This is a genomic window from Salinigranum halophilum (assembly GCF_007004735.1).
In the GTDB taxonomy this organism is placed as follows: Archaea; Halobacteriota; Halobacteria; order Halobacteriales; family Haloferacaceae; genus Salinigranum; species Salinigranum halophilum.
Window position 1 is genome coordinate 389,448 of record NZ_ML660182.1, and the last position, 15,529, is coordinate 404,976.

Below are 15,529 nucleotides of genomic sequence, written 5' to 3' on the forward strand. Positions count from 1 at the left end.
TCAGCCCCCTCCCCAGAAGCGCTCACGGCGCTTCGCCTGGAGGAACTGGAACGTCACGGCCAGACCGATGCCGTACGCCCAGTGGGCGACGAGGACGAACCCGACGTAGCCGACGAGCGCCAGCCCCGACTGTCCCGAGTAGAAGGCGATGAGGAAGCCCGACGAGATGATGGTCGCGAACACCAGCCCGGTCTCGAACAGCAGCCGCCCGGGGAGGTAGTCGGAGAACGCGAGGAACAGGAGCGGCCACGTGACGGTCCCGCCGGCCAAGAAGAGCGCCGCCCCGACCGCGGGGGTCTGTGGGAGGCCGACGAGTTCGCCGAGTTCGGCGAGCGCGGCGAGGTCGAAGACGCCGACGAGCGCCGCGGTGCCGAGTCCGCCGGCCATGAGGAGGGTCCCGACGAAGCCGCCGATGGCCGCGAAGGACGCGTTCGACGCCACGACCTGCCACGTCGAGCCCACGGCCCCGGCGGTGAGCGAACTGGTCGCCTCCGCCTCGGGGGCGTACGAAGGCCGGGTCGTCTCCGGTTCGTGCGGCGTCACGTCGTACTTATCGACCATCCGTGACTCGAACCACTGCCACTCGTTGGTGAACTGGTTCGTCCGCTTGAGGTCCCAGGGGTCCGTCGTCTCCACCTGGTCGCCGGTCCAGTACGACGCGAGCATGTTGTAGAGCCACAGGAGAGCGCTGATGCCGACGACGTACGAGCCCACCGTCGCGATCTGCTGGGCGAGTTGGTACTCGGCCGGGTAGATCGCCTGCCGGCGCGGGAGGCCGAGGCCGCCGATGACGAGGAGCGTCATGAACGCGACGGTCCCGCCGAACACGAGGAGGATGGCCTGAAAACGCGCGAGGCGACGGTCGTACCATCGTCCGGTGATGAGCGGATACCAGTAGTAGCTCGCGGCGATCATCATGAACGGGATGATGCCGACGACGATGAGGTGGAAGTGGCCGACGACGTAGTAGGTGCCGTGGTACAGGATGTCGATGGGGATGACGGCCAGGAAGACGCCGGTGACGCCGCCGATGATGAACGTGCCGATGCCGCCCGCACAGAGGATGAGCGGCGCGGTCATCCGGATATCGCCGTCCCACATCGTCGTGAGCCAGTTGAACACCTTGATGGCACTGGGCACGGCGATGGCGATGGAGACGGCCATGAACGACGCGCGGATTCGCGGGTCGACGCCGGTGGTGAACATGTGGTGCGCCCAGACGCCGAACGAGAGGACGCTCAGCCCGAGCGTCGAGTAGACGACAGCGCGGAACCCGAACAGCTTCCGCCCGACGAACTTGGGGAGGATGAGGCTCATCAGCCCCGTCGCCGGTAAGAAGAGGATGTACACCTCGGGGTGGCCCCAGAACCAGAAGAGGTGTTGCCAGAGGATGGCACCCCCGCCGTCGGCGGTGAAGAACGTCGTCCCGAAGTTCCGGTCGAGCAGCAGCATGATGATGGCGCTGCCGAGCAGCGGGAACGCGAACAGGGCGATGCCGCTCGTCACGAGCATGTTCCACGAGAAGATGTCGAGTTCGGCCCAGGTGACGCCCTCGCCCCGCTCGTAGAAGACGGTCGCGATGAAGTTGATGGCACCGACGGTGGTGGCGATGCCGCTCAGGTGCAGGCCCAAGAGCAACAGGTCGAGCTGGGGGTTCGGCGACTGAATCGAGAGGGGCGCGTACAGCGTCCACCCGACACCGACCTCCCGGACGGTGAGGAGAAAGCGGATGGCGTCGGCCTCGACGAACGTGTTCAGCACCTGCCCTCCGACCTGGATGAACAGGCCCGCGCGGGCGAACAGCAACGCCGGCGGGAGGAGCCAGAAGCCGATGGCGTTGACCCGGGGGAAGGCCATGTCGTCGGCCCCGAGCAGCAGGGGAAGAAAGTAGTTCCCGATGCCGAAGAAGACGGGGGCGACGAAGAAGATGAGCATCGTCAACCCGTGGGTCGTAAAGAGCGCGTTGTACGTCTCCGGCGTCCAGATGTCCGCCGCGGGGGTCAGAAGCTCCGTCCGCATCATCATGGCGTCGACGCCGCCCCACAGGCCTGCGACGGTACCGAACGCGATGTACAGCAGTCCGACGTCCTTGTGGTCCGTCGTGGTGAGCCACCGGACCGCCTCGTTTTGGAGCCGACTGAACTCGGAGATGACCGCGTCGCGCTGGACGGTGCCGCCGTCGCTCAGCACGCCCCGTCCGCGTGCGCGCCACCAGACGGCTGCCACGCCGGCGAAGAGCACACAGAGCGCGACCAGTTCGACGACGACTGGGTTCATGCGTGTCCGCGCTCCGGGTAGATGGCTCGCGCCGCACTGTCTCCTTGCATTGACACGACGTGACAAGCCGAGGCGTATAAAACCATACGTCGGAGCAGCCCCCTGTCGCTCGGTTCTCACGCTCCCGGCGCGCACTCATGCTAACTTATAACACAAGCGGGGCCGAACCGGCTGTCGATGGGTCGCGTTCGTGTCACGCGGGTTGCACAGTTCGTCGTCGTCGCGCTCGGCATCGCGCTGATTGCGGGACTCCTCGCGAGCCCGGCCGCCGCGCAGTCGGTCAACCGGAACGCGATCGACGACCTCAACGAGCAGTTGCTCTACGTCGCGCTCCCCCTGGTGCTGTTCGTCGAGGTCACGCTCGTCTACGCCCTCTACCGGTTCCGGAACAACGAGAACCCGAAACCGACGGCGAAGGACTCCGCGCTCGAGATCACGTGGACGGCCGCGACGGGCGTCATCTTGTTGTTCGTCGGCATCTCGGCGTTCTTCGTGCTCGCGAACCCCTACATCTCCCCGGCCGCCGCCAGCCAACCGGCCGCCGAGACGGCCGGGGACCCGGTCGAGATCGAGGTCGTCGCCTACCAGTGGGGCTGGGAGTTCCGCTATCAGGGTGAGAACGTCACCACGCAGAAACAGCTGGTGCTCCCGGTGGACCGCGACGTGCGCGTCTCACTCACGACGCGCGACGTCATCCACTCGTTCTACGTCCCTCAGTTGGGGCTGAAACAGGACGTCATCCCCGGCCAGACGACGGAACTGCGGACGCGAGCGACGGAGACTGGCGAGTACACGCTGTACTGTGCGGAGCTCTGTGGAGTCGGCCACACGCGGATGCACGGGACCGTCGTCGTGCTGTCGCAGGACGACTATTCGGCGTGGCTCGACGACCAGCGGACCGACACCTGAGTCGCCGCTTCCCTCTTCACCGGCCCTCGCGGACGACGTCCCCCACTCAGCCGAGATGCGCGTCGGTCACGCGGATCCGCCCGCGCGTCCCGCTCCACTCCGTCTCGTACGTCAACTCGATGGGCCGAGACATGTGTGGGCCGTCGGTGACGAGCGTCTCGAACTCGCCGCCCTCGCCGAGGACGTGGACGCCGTACTCCTCGTTGAGCGCGCGGAGTTCGTCGACGGCCTCGGCGTCGAGCGTCCGCCCGAGCCACGATTCGTCGAGGCCGTGGGCGGCGACCTGCACGATGAGTATCTCGAACCTGGCGTCGAGCATCTCCTGCGCCAACTCCTCGGGGTCGCGCTGCCAGAGGGGGGCGAACAGGTCGACGCCGAGGCGGTCACACATCGCTCGGATGCGCGACGTCTGGAACTCACTCTCGATGGCCCCGGCGGTGACGCCGACGAGGTCGACCTCCTCCCGAAGCTCTCGGAGGGCGGTTTCGAGGGGTTCGACCTCTCTGTCGCCCTGGGCGGCCGAGTCGGTCGCGTCCGTCGCTTCGAAGTTCCCGGGGTCGACCTCGACGAGGTCGATTCCGATGCTCTCGGCCGCCAGGCTCGCCAGCTTCGTCTCGGGCACGTGGTACATGTACGACCCCGAGTCCTCACCCGGGTGGACCGTGAGGAGTCGCGTGACGTTCAACCCCGCTTCGAGCGCTCGGTACAGCGCCCACGAGGAGTCCTTACCGCCGGAGAAGAGACTGACCCAGTCGTCCGTCATCGGCGGAGATAGATGCGAGGCGGGTAAACGCTCGTCGGTTCTTACTCCCGTTCCCTGCCGCCGTCCGCTCGGGGGTCGGCCTCGTACAGTTCGGCGTACACGGACGCCCACGCGTTGGCGCGACAGCGACGCGGGACACGACGGAGGCGCAGACGCGACAGGAGGGACGCGATTCGAGACATCTTTAGGCCCGCCTAAAACGTCGGGGGACAAAACGGTGTCGGTCAGTCACACGGCCGGCGAGCGCCGGTGGTCGGGCGCGGACGTGTGTGACGTCGACGTCACATGTAGCCCAGGTCGCGGAGGCGCTCCATGAGGTTCTCCTTGTCCTGGGCGCGGCCGGCGCGTTCGGTGGTGTGCTCGAGGTCCTGCACCCACGCGGGGCGGTCGTCGGACCGCTCCGAGCCGGTCTCGGTGCCGAGCGACCGGAAGCCCTCGAAGTACTTCTCGGGCACTGGGATGTCGTCGAGGGCGACCCCGTCCGGGAGGTCCGTCCGCGACTGTGGGGCGTGGCCGGCGGGGAACTCGTCAACCGAATCGGGGACGACGAAGTGCCAGAACGCCTCCCAGAGGTCGGCCTCCGTGAACTGGAGGATGGGGTTGACGCGGTCGTGTGGCGGGTACTTCTCGGCGTCGTGCCGGGGGGAGAAGAACGTCTCTTTCGCGCGGGAGGCCTGCTCGTCCCAGCGGACGCCCGAGAACACGCCGTCGAAGTCGTACTCGACGATGGCGTTGTTGAGCGCGATGGTCTTCAGCAGGTGGTTACCCTCGAACGAGTCGGGATCGACGACCATCGTCTCTCCCTCAAACTCGATGCGGTCGAGTTCGCGGCGGTTCTGCTCGTTCAGTTCGTCGACTCGAACCTCGTCGCCGAACGCCCAGCCGTGCTCGAAGAAGTCCTCGTTGCGGGCGACGACGAGGTCGAGGTCCCACTCGTCGACCCAGTGGTCGACGAAGTCCCGGACGTCGTCGAGACCCTCGAAGTGCTCGATGTAGACGACCGGCGGCACCGGAACACCGAGGTCGGCGGCCACCTCGCGGACGACGTAGAGCACGAGCGTCGAGTCCTTCCCACCGGTCCACATGACCGCGGGGCGTTCGTACTGTTCGAGCGCCGTGCGAGTGACGTCGGCGGCGACCTCGAGTTTCTCCTCGAGGGTCGGATAGTCCGCAGCCGTCTGGCCAGCACCGAACTCGTAATCCACGGCGACGTGGTCTAAGGAGGTCATCGACTGACGGTGGCGGTGAGGGGGCATAGCTATAGGTGGGCTATCCCTCCCGGTAGGTCCGTCCTACGCCCGCTCGACGCAGGTCTCGGCACGGTAGGAACGCCATACCGCAGCACGGGTAGTCGATTCCGTGCGAACTGCTGTAACCGTGATACTGGATGTGTCTCTGCCCGCGACTCGACAGTGGATGTTTCGAAACCACACGGCGAAAGAGGAAACGTCGGTTGCAGTCAGGCCGAGGTGTCCGCGTCCGTCAGCTCCGTCGCAGCGTGTGACCCGTCGTCACATGTAGCCCAGGTCGCGGAGGCGCTCCATGAGGTCCTCCTTGTCCTGGGCGCGACCGGCGCGCTCGGTGGTGTTCTCCATGTCCTGCAGCCACGCCGGTTCCTCGGCGGACTTGTCGGTGGAGACCTCGCTGCCGAGCGAGCGGAAGCCGGCGAAGTACTTCGGCGAGACCGGGATGTCCGCCATCTCCAGCCCCTCGGGGAGGTCCTCGTCGCTCTGGGGGACGTGCCCGGCGGGGTACCCCTCGACCGTCTCGGGCACGACGAAGTTCCAGAAGGCGTCCCAGACGTCGGGCTCGGCGAACTGGAGGATGGGTTGGACGCGGTCGTGCGGCGGGTAGATGTCCGGGTCGTGCCGCGGCGAGAAGAACGTCTCGTCGGCGCGGGCTTCCTGTTCGTCCCAGCGAACCCCGGAGATGACGCCGTCGACGTCGTACTCCTCGAGCGCGTCGTTCAGCGCCACCGTCTTCAGCAGGTGGTTGCCGACGTAGGTGTCGAGCAGGAAGGGGAAGGTGTCCTCCTCGTACTCCAGCAGGTTGCGGATGTGGTGCTGATTGTGCTCGGAGAGCCCACTGACCTCGATGTCGTCGCCGGGGCTGAGGCCGTGTTCGTCGACGTAGTCGCCGACGTCCTCGTTACGCGCCCAGATGACGTCGAGGTCCCACTCGTCGGCCCAGTGCTTGCAGAAGTCGATGAGTTCGTCGAAGTGCTGGTAGTGGTCGATGAACACGACAGGCGGCACGTCGAGGTCGAAGCGGTCGGCGACCTCTTTGACGAAGTACAGCGTCAGCGTCGAGTCCTTCCCACCGGTCCACATGACCGCGGGGTTCTCGTACTGCTCGAGACCCACCTTCGTGACTTCGATGGCCTTCTCGATCTTGTGCTCGATACTCGGGTAATCCTCGGGACTCTCGCCCTCGCCGTCGGCGTAGTCGACGTCGATGTAGTCGGGGAACGCTGACATCGTATAATGAGATGTAATTACGATGCTTCAAAGGCTTTGTGACTGACCAGTGGTGTGGGTATCGATACCACACGACGCTTCCGACCCGTCCGAGCCCGCGAGACTGGGCGAGCCTGAGACTCACCGCCGGCCCGGATGCCCCAGGGGGCCACGGTAGGACGTTGGCCGTCGGGTGCAGTTATATAAATACAATAACATTTATGAGCTGACATCGATACCGAGGAGTCGGGTGGTCGAGAGCGCGCATGATACGGGATTCACTGACGTATCTGACCCGGAGCGACGACGCGCTCAAGGTCGTCCTCATCGGCGCGTTACTCAGCTACTTCGGCGCACTCGTCGTCCCGGTCGTTCTCGTCGCCGGCTACAACCTGCTGGTGCTTCGCCGGACGGTGACGGCGGTTCGGTCGGACGCGGACGCGGAGCACCCGGCTGAGAGGGCCGAGACGCCCCCGACGTTCGAGAACTGGACGAACTTGGCCGTCCTCGGGGTGAAAGCCGGCGTCGTCAAGCTCGTCTTCACGACGATTCCCGTCGTCGTCCTCTACCTGCTCGGCCAGGGTGCGCTCGACCCGGGGGAGGCGACGGGGCAGTTGCTCGGGTTTCTCGTCACCGGCGGCCTCGCGTCGGAGTATCTCGCGTATCTGAGTCGCCTCTCCGGGGTGTCGGAGGTCGCGTCGGTCTACGCGAGCTTCGAACCGCTCGTCCTGTTCGCCATCGTCTCCTACGTGTTCCCCGCCGCACTCACGTCGCTCGCCGAAGAGAACGAACTCCGGGCGGCGTTCGACCCCGACCAGTGGCGACAGAAGCTCACGACCCCTGGGTACGCGGTGGGGTGGGCGCTGTACCTCGTCTACGTCTCGGCCGGGTGGCTCTTCGTCGCCGAACTCGTTCCGCGTGGGTACGACCTCCTCGTCGCGTTCTCACACGTTCGCCTCGTCGACCAGTTCCGCCCTTTCCTCGGAATGGCCCTCCAAATCGGGGGCTACGCGGTCAACTTCGCCCTCCTCGTCGCGGGATACCGCGCCATCGGGGTGGCGTCGGTGCGCGGCGTTCCGGCGTTCGGCGTCGACTTCGACAGGCAGTCGCTCCTGTTCGGGACGATACTGCTCGCCGCGTGGGTCCTCGTCGTCCCCGCCGTCCTCGTGGTCGGGTATTTCGTTCGGTCGATCCGGACCGCACACGACGGACAGGCCGCCCCGCCCCCCTTCGAGCACCTGCGTCGGCTGTTCGTCACCGGGCTCAAGGGGTCGGCTCTCTGGCTCGGGTACGCCCTGGTCCCGTACGCCGTCTTCCACCTGTTCGACGTGGGGGCGACCCTGAACAGGCCGGGGGGCTTCGCGGGCGGGTCGAGCGAGGCAGTGGGTAACTTCCTGTGGCTGTCGCTCGGGGCCACGGTCGGTCCACCACTCATGCTCTGGGTTCGCTACGCGCTGACCGGTGTCGTCGACAGCGTGCTGTTTCTCGTCTTCACCGGCCTCGTCCCGGCGTCCGGCGCGCGGGTGCTCTTCGAACGCTGGGACGTGTTCGCGGTGGTCTATCTGCTCTTACTCGCCGCGGTCACGTACCTCGTCCCGATTGCTCTCGCCTCGCTCGCGAAGACCGACAGCCTCCGCGCGGCGCTCGTCCTCGCCGACACCCGTCACCTCCTCCGGGAGCGGACGTGGTTCGTGAAGACGCTCCCCTACTGGGCCGCGAGTGCCGCAGTCACGGTTACCCAGTTGACGATCACGACCCGATATCTGCCTGCCGAGACGGAGCCCACCCTCATCCCTGGCCCACCGTTCGGCGTCGTTGAGAACGTCCCGTTGAACGTCGTGTCGGCCAGCCAGCCGCTCTACGCGGCGCTGCAGATCGTTCCGTCCCTGCTCGTGTTCTACCTACTGACGAGAGCGTATCTGGTCGTCGGCAGGCACGCGCGGGACGAGGTGGAGTGAACGGGATTACGAGATGAACTTGTTGTCGCGCCAGTTCACCGTGTTGCCGCCGCCGTTGTTCTGCTGGGGGTTCTCGACGACTTCCACCGACGCGGCCCGTTCGTCGCCCTCGACGATACGGGTCGCGTGCAGGTCGCCGTCTTCCTCCGTGACGGCCGTCAGCGTCCCCTTCTCGGCGAGTCGAGCGAGGTCGCGCAGGACGAGGAACATCGGGTACTGCAGCGCCGTGTTCTGCAGGACGGTCTCGCGGTCGCCCTTGAAGCAGGCGAACTCGACGAGTTCGGAGGGAATCTCCTCTTCTTCCTCGCCCCAGCGGGGCGCGCCGGCGCGGGGGGGCTCTTCCTCGTAGACGCGGTTCTCGGTGACGCTCGCTTTCAACTGGGCCGTCGGCGTGTACTTGCTGAGCGATTCGTCGGTGGCGACGGCTTTGATGATGAGCGTGTTGTTCCGGCGGGTGATGTCGATGTCTGCGATTTCGGGCGGGAGTTCGGGGTCTCCCTCGAAGTAGTCAGTGACTGTTTCGAGCGGCAGTTCCAGTGTCGAGTGAAGTCGGAATACGCGGCCTGACATTGTTTGACGATGAGGGGTGACAGCGGGCGGGGCGCACTGCAGTCGTACTCGTGTTGCTCTAGGGTACGTGGGTTTATATGGACTGTCCTTTGCGCGTCGACAGGTCACGGAGATCACGCGGGTCCCGTCCCGAGTCTCGTCTCGGGCCGGGGGAGGACGCTCAGGCGGTGAGCGTCGCCTCGAGCTCGCCGCGCTCGTCGAGTTCAGCGAGGATGTCCGACCCGCCGATGAACTCGCCGTCGACGTACGTCTGGGGGGTGGTCTCCCAGCCCGAGTGTGATTCGAGCGCCGCACGGAACTCCGGAAGCGCGGGGAGAACGTCGACCGTCTCGAACTCGTCGACGTACTTCCCCACGAGTTCGACCGCGCGCTTCGAGTAACCGCACTGCGGCATCAGACGGTTCCCCTTCATGAACACGACGATGTCGTTGTTCTCGATGGCCTCGTCGACGCGTGTCTGGACCTCTTCCGCGGAGAGTTCCGACTCGGGACTGAACGTCATACGCGAAACTAAAGCGAGCCGCGTTCAAAGGCGTTGCGCCCCGGGCTGCTGGACGGCCGGACGGGCGGTCGTCCGCCGTCGGTGTCCGACGTGGTTCAGGCGTCCTCGCCGACGCGGACGACGTTGATGAGCGAGTAGACGGGGACGTCGACCATCTCCTCGACACCCTGCTTGTCGACGAGGACGACGCAGCCGACTGGGTTGCCGCCCTCGGCGCGGACGGCCTCGATCGTCTCTTGCATCGTCGTCCCGGAGGTGATGGTGTCGTCGACGATGTAGCAGTCACGCCCGCGGATGGTCGCGAAGTTGCGCGAGAACGACCCTCCGAGTTCCTCGATGTCGCCCTCGTCCCACTGGTGTTTCGCGGGCGCGTACGCGCCGAGGTCGGTGTCGAGTTCGCGCGAGACGACCGTCGCGAGGGGGACGCCGGCCTTCTCGATGCCGATGGTCAGGTCGACCTCCTCGCCCTCCTTCGAGAGGAGGTCGGCCATCGCCTGCCCCGCGTACGTCAGGCGCGCGCTGTCGCGCCCGAACGCGCTCCAGTCGACGTGGATGTCGTGTGGACCGCCGTTGTCTCGCGGCTCGGCCGCCGTGCCCGCGCCGCTCTCGCTCTTGGCCCCGCTCTTTTCGACCAGCCAGGAGGCCGTCTCCCGCGAGACGTTGAGTTCGTCGGCGATTTCGCCCTTCGAGAGGCCGCGCTTCGCCAGTTCCTCGGCGCTCTCGATGAGGTCGTTAACGTTCTTCATACGCGCTGAATTCGACGGCCGTTTTTATAACGGTGTTGTCGTCTACGAACGCTTTCCGGAAGTCGTCGACGCCGTAGATACCGGTGACGAGGTCGTCGAGCAGCCAGTCGGGAAGCGCGTCGAGGCTGTCGGTCGCCGCCTCGAAGTGCCGCACGTTGGAGTTGACGCTGCCGACCATCGCCTTGTTGTGCAGGACGAGTTCGCCGTGCATCGCGCCGACGTCGAACTCGTACTCCTGTGAGCCGGGCACGCCGAGGAGCGCGACGACGCCGTTCGGCGCGAGCGCGTGGACCGACTGGACGGCGTGGGGCGCGTAGCCCGTCGCCTCGAAGACGAAGTCCATCGGTTCGAACGCCTCACCGACCTCGTCGACCGGTGTCTGCCGGGAGTCGACGTAGGTCGCGCCGAGTTCGTCCATGATGTCGATGGTCGGATCGGGCCGGTCACGGCGGCCGAGACAGTAGACGCGGTCGTACACCTGGTCGAGCATCCCCAGCGTGAGCAGGCCCAGGGAGCCGTTGCCGAGGACGAGCGCCGAGTCGGGCGTCCACTCGAACGACGAGCGCGAGGCGTACGCGAGTTCGAGCGCCTTCTCGGTGATGGAGATGGGTTCGATGAGGAAGCCAAGCGGGGCCTGGTGGTCGGGGATAGGGACGAGGTCCTCGGCGGGCGAGGTGAAGTACTCGGCCATGTAGCCGTGCGCGCCGACGATGCCGCGCTCGTGGTACTCCCCCTCCGGGGCCATGTCGGCCTCGCCCCGCTCGAAGTACGGGTTCGTCCCGTTCGGCGGCCGCCGCACCGTCGGGACGACCACGTCGCCCGCCTCGAACTCGGTTCCGTTGGGCTCTTCGACGACGCCGACGGCCTCGTGACCGAGCACGAGGTGGTCTTCTCCCTCGGGGAAGCCGCCGTGACCGCCCGAGATGACCTCGTGGTCCGTCCCGTCCACGCCCACGCGGAGCGTCCGAACGAGGGCCTCACCGGGGTCGGGGGCCGGCCGTGGCTTCTCGATGACGACGGGTTCGTCGCTCCCCCGTCGAACTGCGATTGCTTTCATACTCTCACCGTTCGATCCGGAGCACCAAAACATTTATTCTATGTCGAGTAAACACTATCAGTAGGTGAGCAGCCGGCCGCGTCATCCAGCCCAGACGCGCCACACCAGTGGATTCCAGCCCAACGCAGTCCAACCCAGCCATGCCAGTCGGCGCTCACCGTTCTCTCTCTCTCTCTCTCTCTTCGGAGCGATAGTTCACTGACGCGACTGTCGCCACCAGCCACACACGAGCCGACGCCGAACGGCCCCGCGCTCTACTCGACGTCGTCGGCGAGCGCTGCGGCCACGCCCGTGTACCCTGTCGGAGTGAGGGCGATGAGCTCGTCGCGAACCGCCTCACTCACGTCGAGGTCCGCGAAGAGGTCGTGGAGGTCCGAGAGGGTCACGCGCTGTCCTCGCGTGAGCGCTTTCACCCGCTCGTACGCGTCGGTGTCGCCTTCGCGGCGAAGGATGGTCTGGACGGCTTCGCCGAGGATTTCCGGCGTCGACTCCAGTTCCTCGCGCATCACCTGCTCGTTCGGGACGACCTTCGACAGCCCCGTGGCGGTCTTCTCGTACCCGATGAGGCTGTGTGCGAACGCCGCGCCGACGTTCCGTTTCACCGTCGAGTCCGAGAGGTCGCGCTGGAGCCGCGAGGTGGTGACGTAGTCGGCGAGGAAGGTGAGGTCCGAGTTGGCCTTCGAGAGGTTCCCCTCGCTGTTCTCGAAGTCGATGGGGTTGACCTTGTGGGGCATGGTCGACGACCCCGTTTCCCCCTCGACGGTCTCCTGCCCGAGATACCGGTCGGAGACGTACAGCCACACGTCGCGGTCGAGGTCGACGAGTGCGTTGTTCGCGCCGCGAACCGCGTCGAACAGTTCCGCGAGGTCGTCACAGGGGTTGACCTGGGTCGAGAGCGCCTGGTGCTCGAGGCCCAGGTCGCGGACGAACGACTCGGAGAAGGCACGCCAGTCGACGTCCGGGTACGCCGCGACGTGGGCCGCGTAGACGCCCGACGCGCCCGCGAGCTTGCCCGAGAGACTGTCGGTCGCGCGCCGAATCCGCCCCATGGTCCGGCCGAGTCGGGCGGCGTAGACGGCCATCTCCTTCCCGAACGTCGTCGGCGTCGCCGGCTGGCCGTGCGTCCGAGCCAGCATCGGGAGGGCGCGGTGCTCGTGGGCCATCTCGACGAGTGCGTCTCTGACCTCACCGAGCGCGGGGAGCAGTACCTCTTCGGTCGCGCCCTCGACGAGGAGCCGCTGAGCGAGGTTGTTGACGTCCTCGCTGGTGAGCCCGAAGTGGATCCACGGGAAGAGCCGTTCGGCGTCGGCGACGCGTTCGGAGAGCCGGACGCGCAGGAAGTACTCGACCGCCTTCACGTCGTGGTTGGTCGCCGCGTACTCGTCGGTCCCCTCGCGTTCGATCTGTTTGACGAGGCGCGCGTCGTCGGCGTCGAACGACTCGGGCAGTGAGCGGAGGACCGCCCGGGTGTCGTCGGCGAGTGCGACGTCGGTCGCGTCGAGGTCGGCGAGTGCGATGAGGTACTCCACTTCGACGCGAACGCGCGCACGCATGAGCGCTGACTCGCTCGCGTACGGCACGAGCGGCTCCGTGCGCGCGGCGTAGCGGCCATCCAGCGGCGACACCGCCGCGAGGGGGTCCGTCCGGGGGAGCTTCGAAGGCTCGGTCATGGCGGGAACTGCCCGTGGCGCCAGCAAAAGGGTGTCGATGGCGGGAGGCACTTTCGTGCATACTCGAAGCCGAGCCGACGGTTCGAACCGGGGCCGATACCCACTTTCGTGTACACACCCCGTCCCGGGACCGCAACTGTTTTTCCGTCTGCACGAGGCCTCACAGGTATGCTCAAGATCGCTGGTCTGGCGAGCAACCGCGGCCGGAACCTCCTGCACATCGCCGACAGGGCACCCGGCGGTGCCGAGCTCTCGGTCGTCCTGACGAACCGCGAGGGGGCACCAGTCCTCGAAGACGCCTCCGAACGTGGGATTCCGACGGAGGTCGTCGAACGTGGCGACGACACGAGAAAAGACCACGAGCGACGCGTCCTCTCACGACTGTCTGGGTACGACTTCGACATCGTCTGTCTCGACGGCTACATGCGCGTCCTGACCGACGCGTTCCTCGACGAGGCACCGACGACGCTGAACGTCCACCCCTCGCTGCTCCCTTCCTTCCCGGGCATGGACGCCCACGAGCAGGTGCTCGAGTCGGGCGTCCGGATGACGGGCTGTACGGTCCACGTCGTCACCGAGGCGGTCGACGCAGGCCCCATCGTCACCCAGGAGGCGGTCCCCGTCTACGAGGACGACGACGAGACGAGCCTGAAGGCGCGCGTCCTCCGCGAGGCGGAGTTCACGGCGTATCCCCGGGCAGTCCGGTGGTTCGCCGAAGGCCGCGTCGAGGTGACCGACGACGGCGTGCGCGTCGACGGCGACGAGGGCGGCGACTTCCCCGACCGCCGGCTCGTCTCCGACGACCGCGTCTCGGGGCTCCGGTACGGCGAGAACCCCCACCAGGAGGCTGCGGTGTACGCCGACGACTCCTGCGCGGAGGCGAACGTCGTCCACGCGACGCAGTTGAACGAGGGCGCGAAGGCGCTGTCGTACAACAACTACAACGACGCCGACGCCGCGCTCTCGCTCGTCAAGGAGTTCGACGAGCCCGCGGCGGCGGTCATCAAACACACCAACCCCGCCGGCTGTGCGACCGCCGACTCCCTCGCCGAGGCGTACGACCGCGCGCTGTCGACGGACCCGATGAGCGCCTTCGGCGGCATCGTCGCCCTGAACCGCGAGTGCGACGCCGCCACCGCCGAGTCCATCGTCGAGTCGTTCAAGGAGGTCGTCGTCGCACCGGCGTACTCCGACGCCGCCCTGGACGTCCTCACCGAGAAGCAGAACCTCCGCGTCCTCGACGTCGGCCCGCTGGGCGACGTGACAGACCATCTCACGGAGAAGCGCCTCGTCGGCGGGCGACTGGTGCAAGAACGCGACACGTGGGCCCCCTACCGCGAGGACCTCGAGGTCGTCACCGAGCGCGAACCCACCGACGACGAGGTCGAGTCGATGCTGTTCGCCTGGCGCGTGCTCAAGCACGTCAAGTCGAACGGCATCCTCTTCGCCTCGGGTACCGAGACGGTCGGCGTCGGGATGGGGCAGGTCTCCCGTGTCGACGCCGTCCGCCTGGCGGCGATGAAGGCCGACGAGCACGCCGAGGGCAAGTCGGCCGAGGGGGCCGTGATGGCGAGCGACGCGTTCTTCCCGTTCCCCGACGGCATCGAGGAGGCCGCCGAAGCCGGCATCGAAGCCGTCATCCAGCCCGGCGGGAGTGTGAACGACGAGGACGTCGTCGAAGCCGCCGACGACCACGGCATCGCGATGGTGTTCACCGGTCGGCGGTGTTTCCGGCACGATTAATGACGGAACTCGTCACGAGTAGTAGTGGAAACTCGCCACGAGCGAGTGAAACGAGTGAAGTGACGGTGTTTCCGGCCCGACCGAGACCCGTGAAAGCCCAGTAAACGCTCGAACGGGAACGGGGGTCGGTGTCTCCGTCACGGCGGACCGACTGCCGACCACGTCTGTCACACCCTCCCACTGATAAGTTATACGCCAGTTTCGAACCGAGTTTTATCCTCGAAAGCGACTGAATCAAGGCTCGAAGCCGGTGAATCCCGTTTTGGGGTTGAAGTGCCCCGGGTGTAACTACGAGGTATGTACGATACGATTCTCGTACCCGTCGACGAAACCGCGGAGACGACACGGCTCACGATGCACGCAATCGGACTCGCCGACATGTGGGGTGCGACCCTCCACACGGTCGGCATCGTCGACGGACCGACGGCGCTGAACGCCGAGGCGACCGACCGAGGCGACCGTGTGAGCGGGGCTCGCGAACGAGCGCGACGAGCGTCGATGCGCGCCGCAGAGCGGGCACAGCGGGCCGGTGTCGACGCACGGACCGCCGTTCGACGCGGCGTCCCGCACGCCGAAATCGTCGACGAAGCCCGGCGGATCGAAGCCGACCTCGTCCTCCTCGGGTCGCCGGGTCGTGAGACGACGCAGGGGGCTGTCTGCGTCGGGCAAGTCACCCGCCGTGTCGTGGAGCGCGCCGACTGTGCGGTCCTCGTCGAACAGTCCGGCGAGGAGCCCGACCGAGACTCGGCGGCAGCCGAGTCAGTGGCTGACAGCGCTCTCTCGGTCACACGTGAGGCGTCGACGGACGAGCGGCCGCTGCTGGTCGGCCCGCAGTAACGGCGGGCGTCTGGCCGCTCCCGCGGCGTGGCTCCTCCGTC

At 66.7% G+C, this 15,529-nt stretch carries 14 protein-coding genes; 4 read left to right on the forward strand and 10 right to left on the reverse strand.

Annotated elements, in window-relative coordinates:
- Positions 1-2,277 carry a DUF6789 family protein gene (locus tag E6N53_RS02035; protein ID WP_142856492.1) on the reverse strand — a complete coding sequence of 759 codons (2,277 nt, stop codon included), beginning with the start codon at positions 2,275-2,277 and terminating at the stop codon, positions 1-3.
- Between the two features lie 177 nt (positions 2,278-2,454).
- Between E6N53_RS02035 and coxB the strand changes: the two genes are divergently transcribed.
- Entirely contained in the window at positions 2,455-3,186 is a 732-nt protein-coding gene (coxB, locus tag E6N53_RS02040) for a cytochrome c oxidase subunit II (protein WP_142856494.1), read from the forward strand.
- A 46-nt stretch (positions 3,187-3,232) separates the two neighbouring features.
- Here the strand turns inward: coxB and E6N53_RS02045 are convergent, their stop codons facing one another.
- The 4 genes from E6N53_RS02045 to E6N53_RS02055 all read right to left on the reverse strand — a co-directional run bounded on the left by E6N53_RS02045 (position 3,233) and on the right by E6N53_RS02055 (position 6,426).
- Entirely contained in the window at positions 3,233-3,949 is a 717-nt protein-coding gene (locus E6N53_RS02045) for a diphthine--ammonia ligase (RefSeq protein WP_142856496.1), read from the reverse strand.
- 41 nt (positions 3,950-3,990) lie between these two features.
- Complete coding sequence (locus E6N53_RS20605) at positions 3,991-4,131, reverse strand: hypothetical protein (RefSeq protein WP_161570067.1); 141 nt, start codon at positions 4,129-4,131, stop codon at positions 3,991-3,993.
- 99 nt (positions 4,132-4,230) lie between these two features.
- A complete protein-coding gene (locus tag E6N53_RS02050) occupies positions 4,231-5,178 on the reverse strand; it encodes a phosphoadenosine phosphosulfate reductase family protein (protein ID WP_142856499.1) in 948 nt (315 codons plus the stop codon).
- 282 nt (positions 5,179-5,460) lie between these two features.
- Positions 5,461-6,426, reverse strand: coding sequence for a phosphoadenosine phosphosulfate reductase family protein (locus E6N53_RS02055; protein WP_142856501.1), 966 nt, complete (start codon positions 6,424-6,426; stop codon positions 5,461-5,463).
- A 245-nt stretch (positions 6,427-6,671) separates the two neighbouring features.
- On the opposite strand from E6N53_RS02055, the gene E6N53_RS02060 reads away from it, so the two are divergent.
- Positions 6,672-8,363 carry a DUF4013 domain-containing protein gene (locus tag E6N53_RS02060; protein WP_142856503.1) on the forward strand — a complete coding sequence of 564 codons (1,692 nt, stop codon included), beginning with the start codon at positions 6,672-6,674 and terminating at the stop codon, positions 8,361-8,363.
- Between the two features lie 6 nt (positions 8,364-8,369).
- Here the strand turns inward: E6N53_RS02060 and E6N53_RS02065 are convergent, their stop codons facing one another.
- From E6N53_RS02065 to purB, 5 genes are all read right to left on the reverse strand, one after another.
- A complete protein-coding gene (locus tag E6N53_RS02065; RefSeq protein ID WP_136588784.1) occupies positions 8,370-8,933 on the reverse strand; it encodes a DUF7110 family protein in 564 nt (187 codons plus the stop codon).
- Between the two features lie 160 nt (positions 8,934-9,093).
- The gene (locus tag E6N53_RS02070; protein ID WP_136588785.1) at positions 9,094-9,435 is read right to left on the reverse strand and encodes a glutaredoxin family protein; all 342 of its coding nucleotides are present in this window, start codon (positions 9,433-9,435) and stop codon (positions 9,094-9,096) included.
- Between the two features lie 95 nt (positions 9,436-9,530).
- A complete protein-coding gene (gfcR, locus tag E6N53_RS02075; protein ID WP_136588786.1) occupies positions 9,531-10,181 on the reverse strand; it encodes a transcriptional regulator GfcR in 651 nt (216 codons plus the stop codon).
- Positions 10,168-11,238 (reverse strand): glucose 1-dehydrogenase, encoded by a 1,071-nt coding sequence (locus E6N53_RS02080; RefSeq protein WP_142856505.1) that lies wholly within the window; start codon positions 11,236-11,238, stop codon positions 10,168-10,170. The genes gfcR and E6N53_RS02080 overlap by 14 nt, the downstream gene beginning before the upstream one ends.
- A 254-nt stretch (positions 11,239-11,492) precedes the next feature.
- Entirely contained in the window at positions 11,493-12,908 is a 1,416-nt protein-coding gene (purB, locus tag E6N53_RS02085; RefSeq protein ID WP_142856507.1) for an adenylosuccinate lyase, read from the reverse strand.
- A gap of 168 nt (positions 12,909-13,076) precedes the next feature.
- Here purB and purH point away from each other — a divergent pair, with 168 nt between their 5' ends.
- Complete coding sequence (purH, locus tag E6N53_RS02090; RefSeq protein ID WP_142856509.1) at positions 13,077-14,651, forward strand: bifunctional phosphoribosylaminoimidazolecarboxamide formyltransferase/IMP cyclohydrolase; 1,575 nt, start codon at positions 13,077-13,079, stop codon at positions 14,649-14,651.
- 297 nt (positions 14,652-14,948) lie between these two features.
- Entirely contained in the window at positions 14,949-15,488 is a 540-nt protein-coding gene (locus E6N53_RS02095; RefSeq protein WP_142856512.1) for a universal stress protein, read from the forward strand.
- Positions 15,489-15,529: the final 41 nt, after the last annotated feature.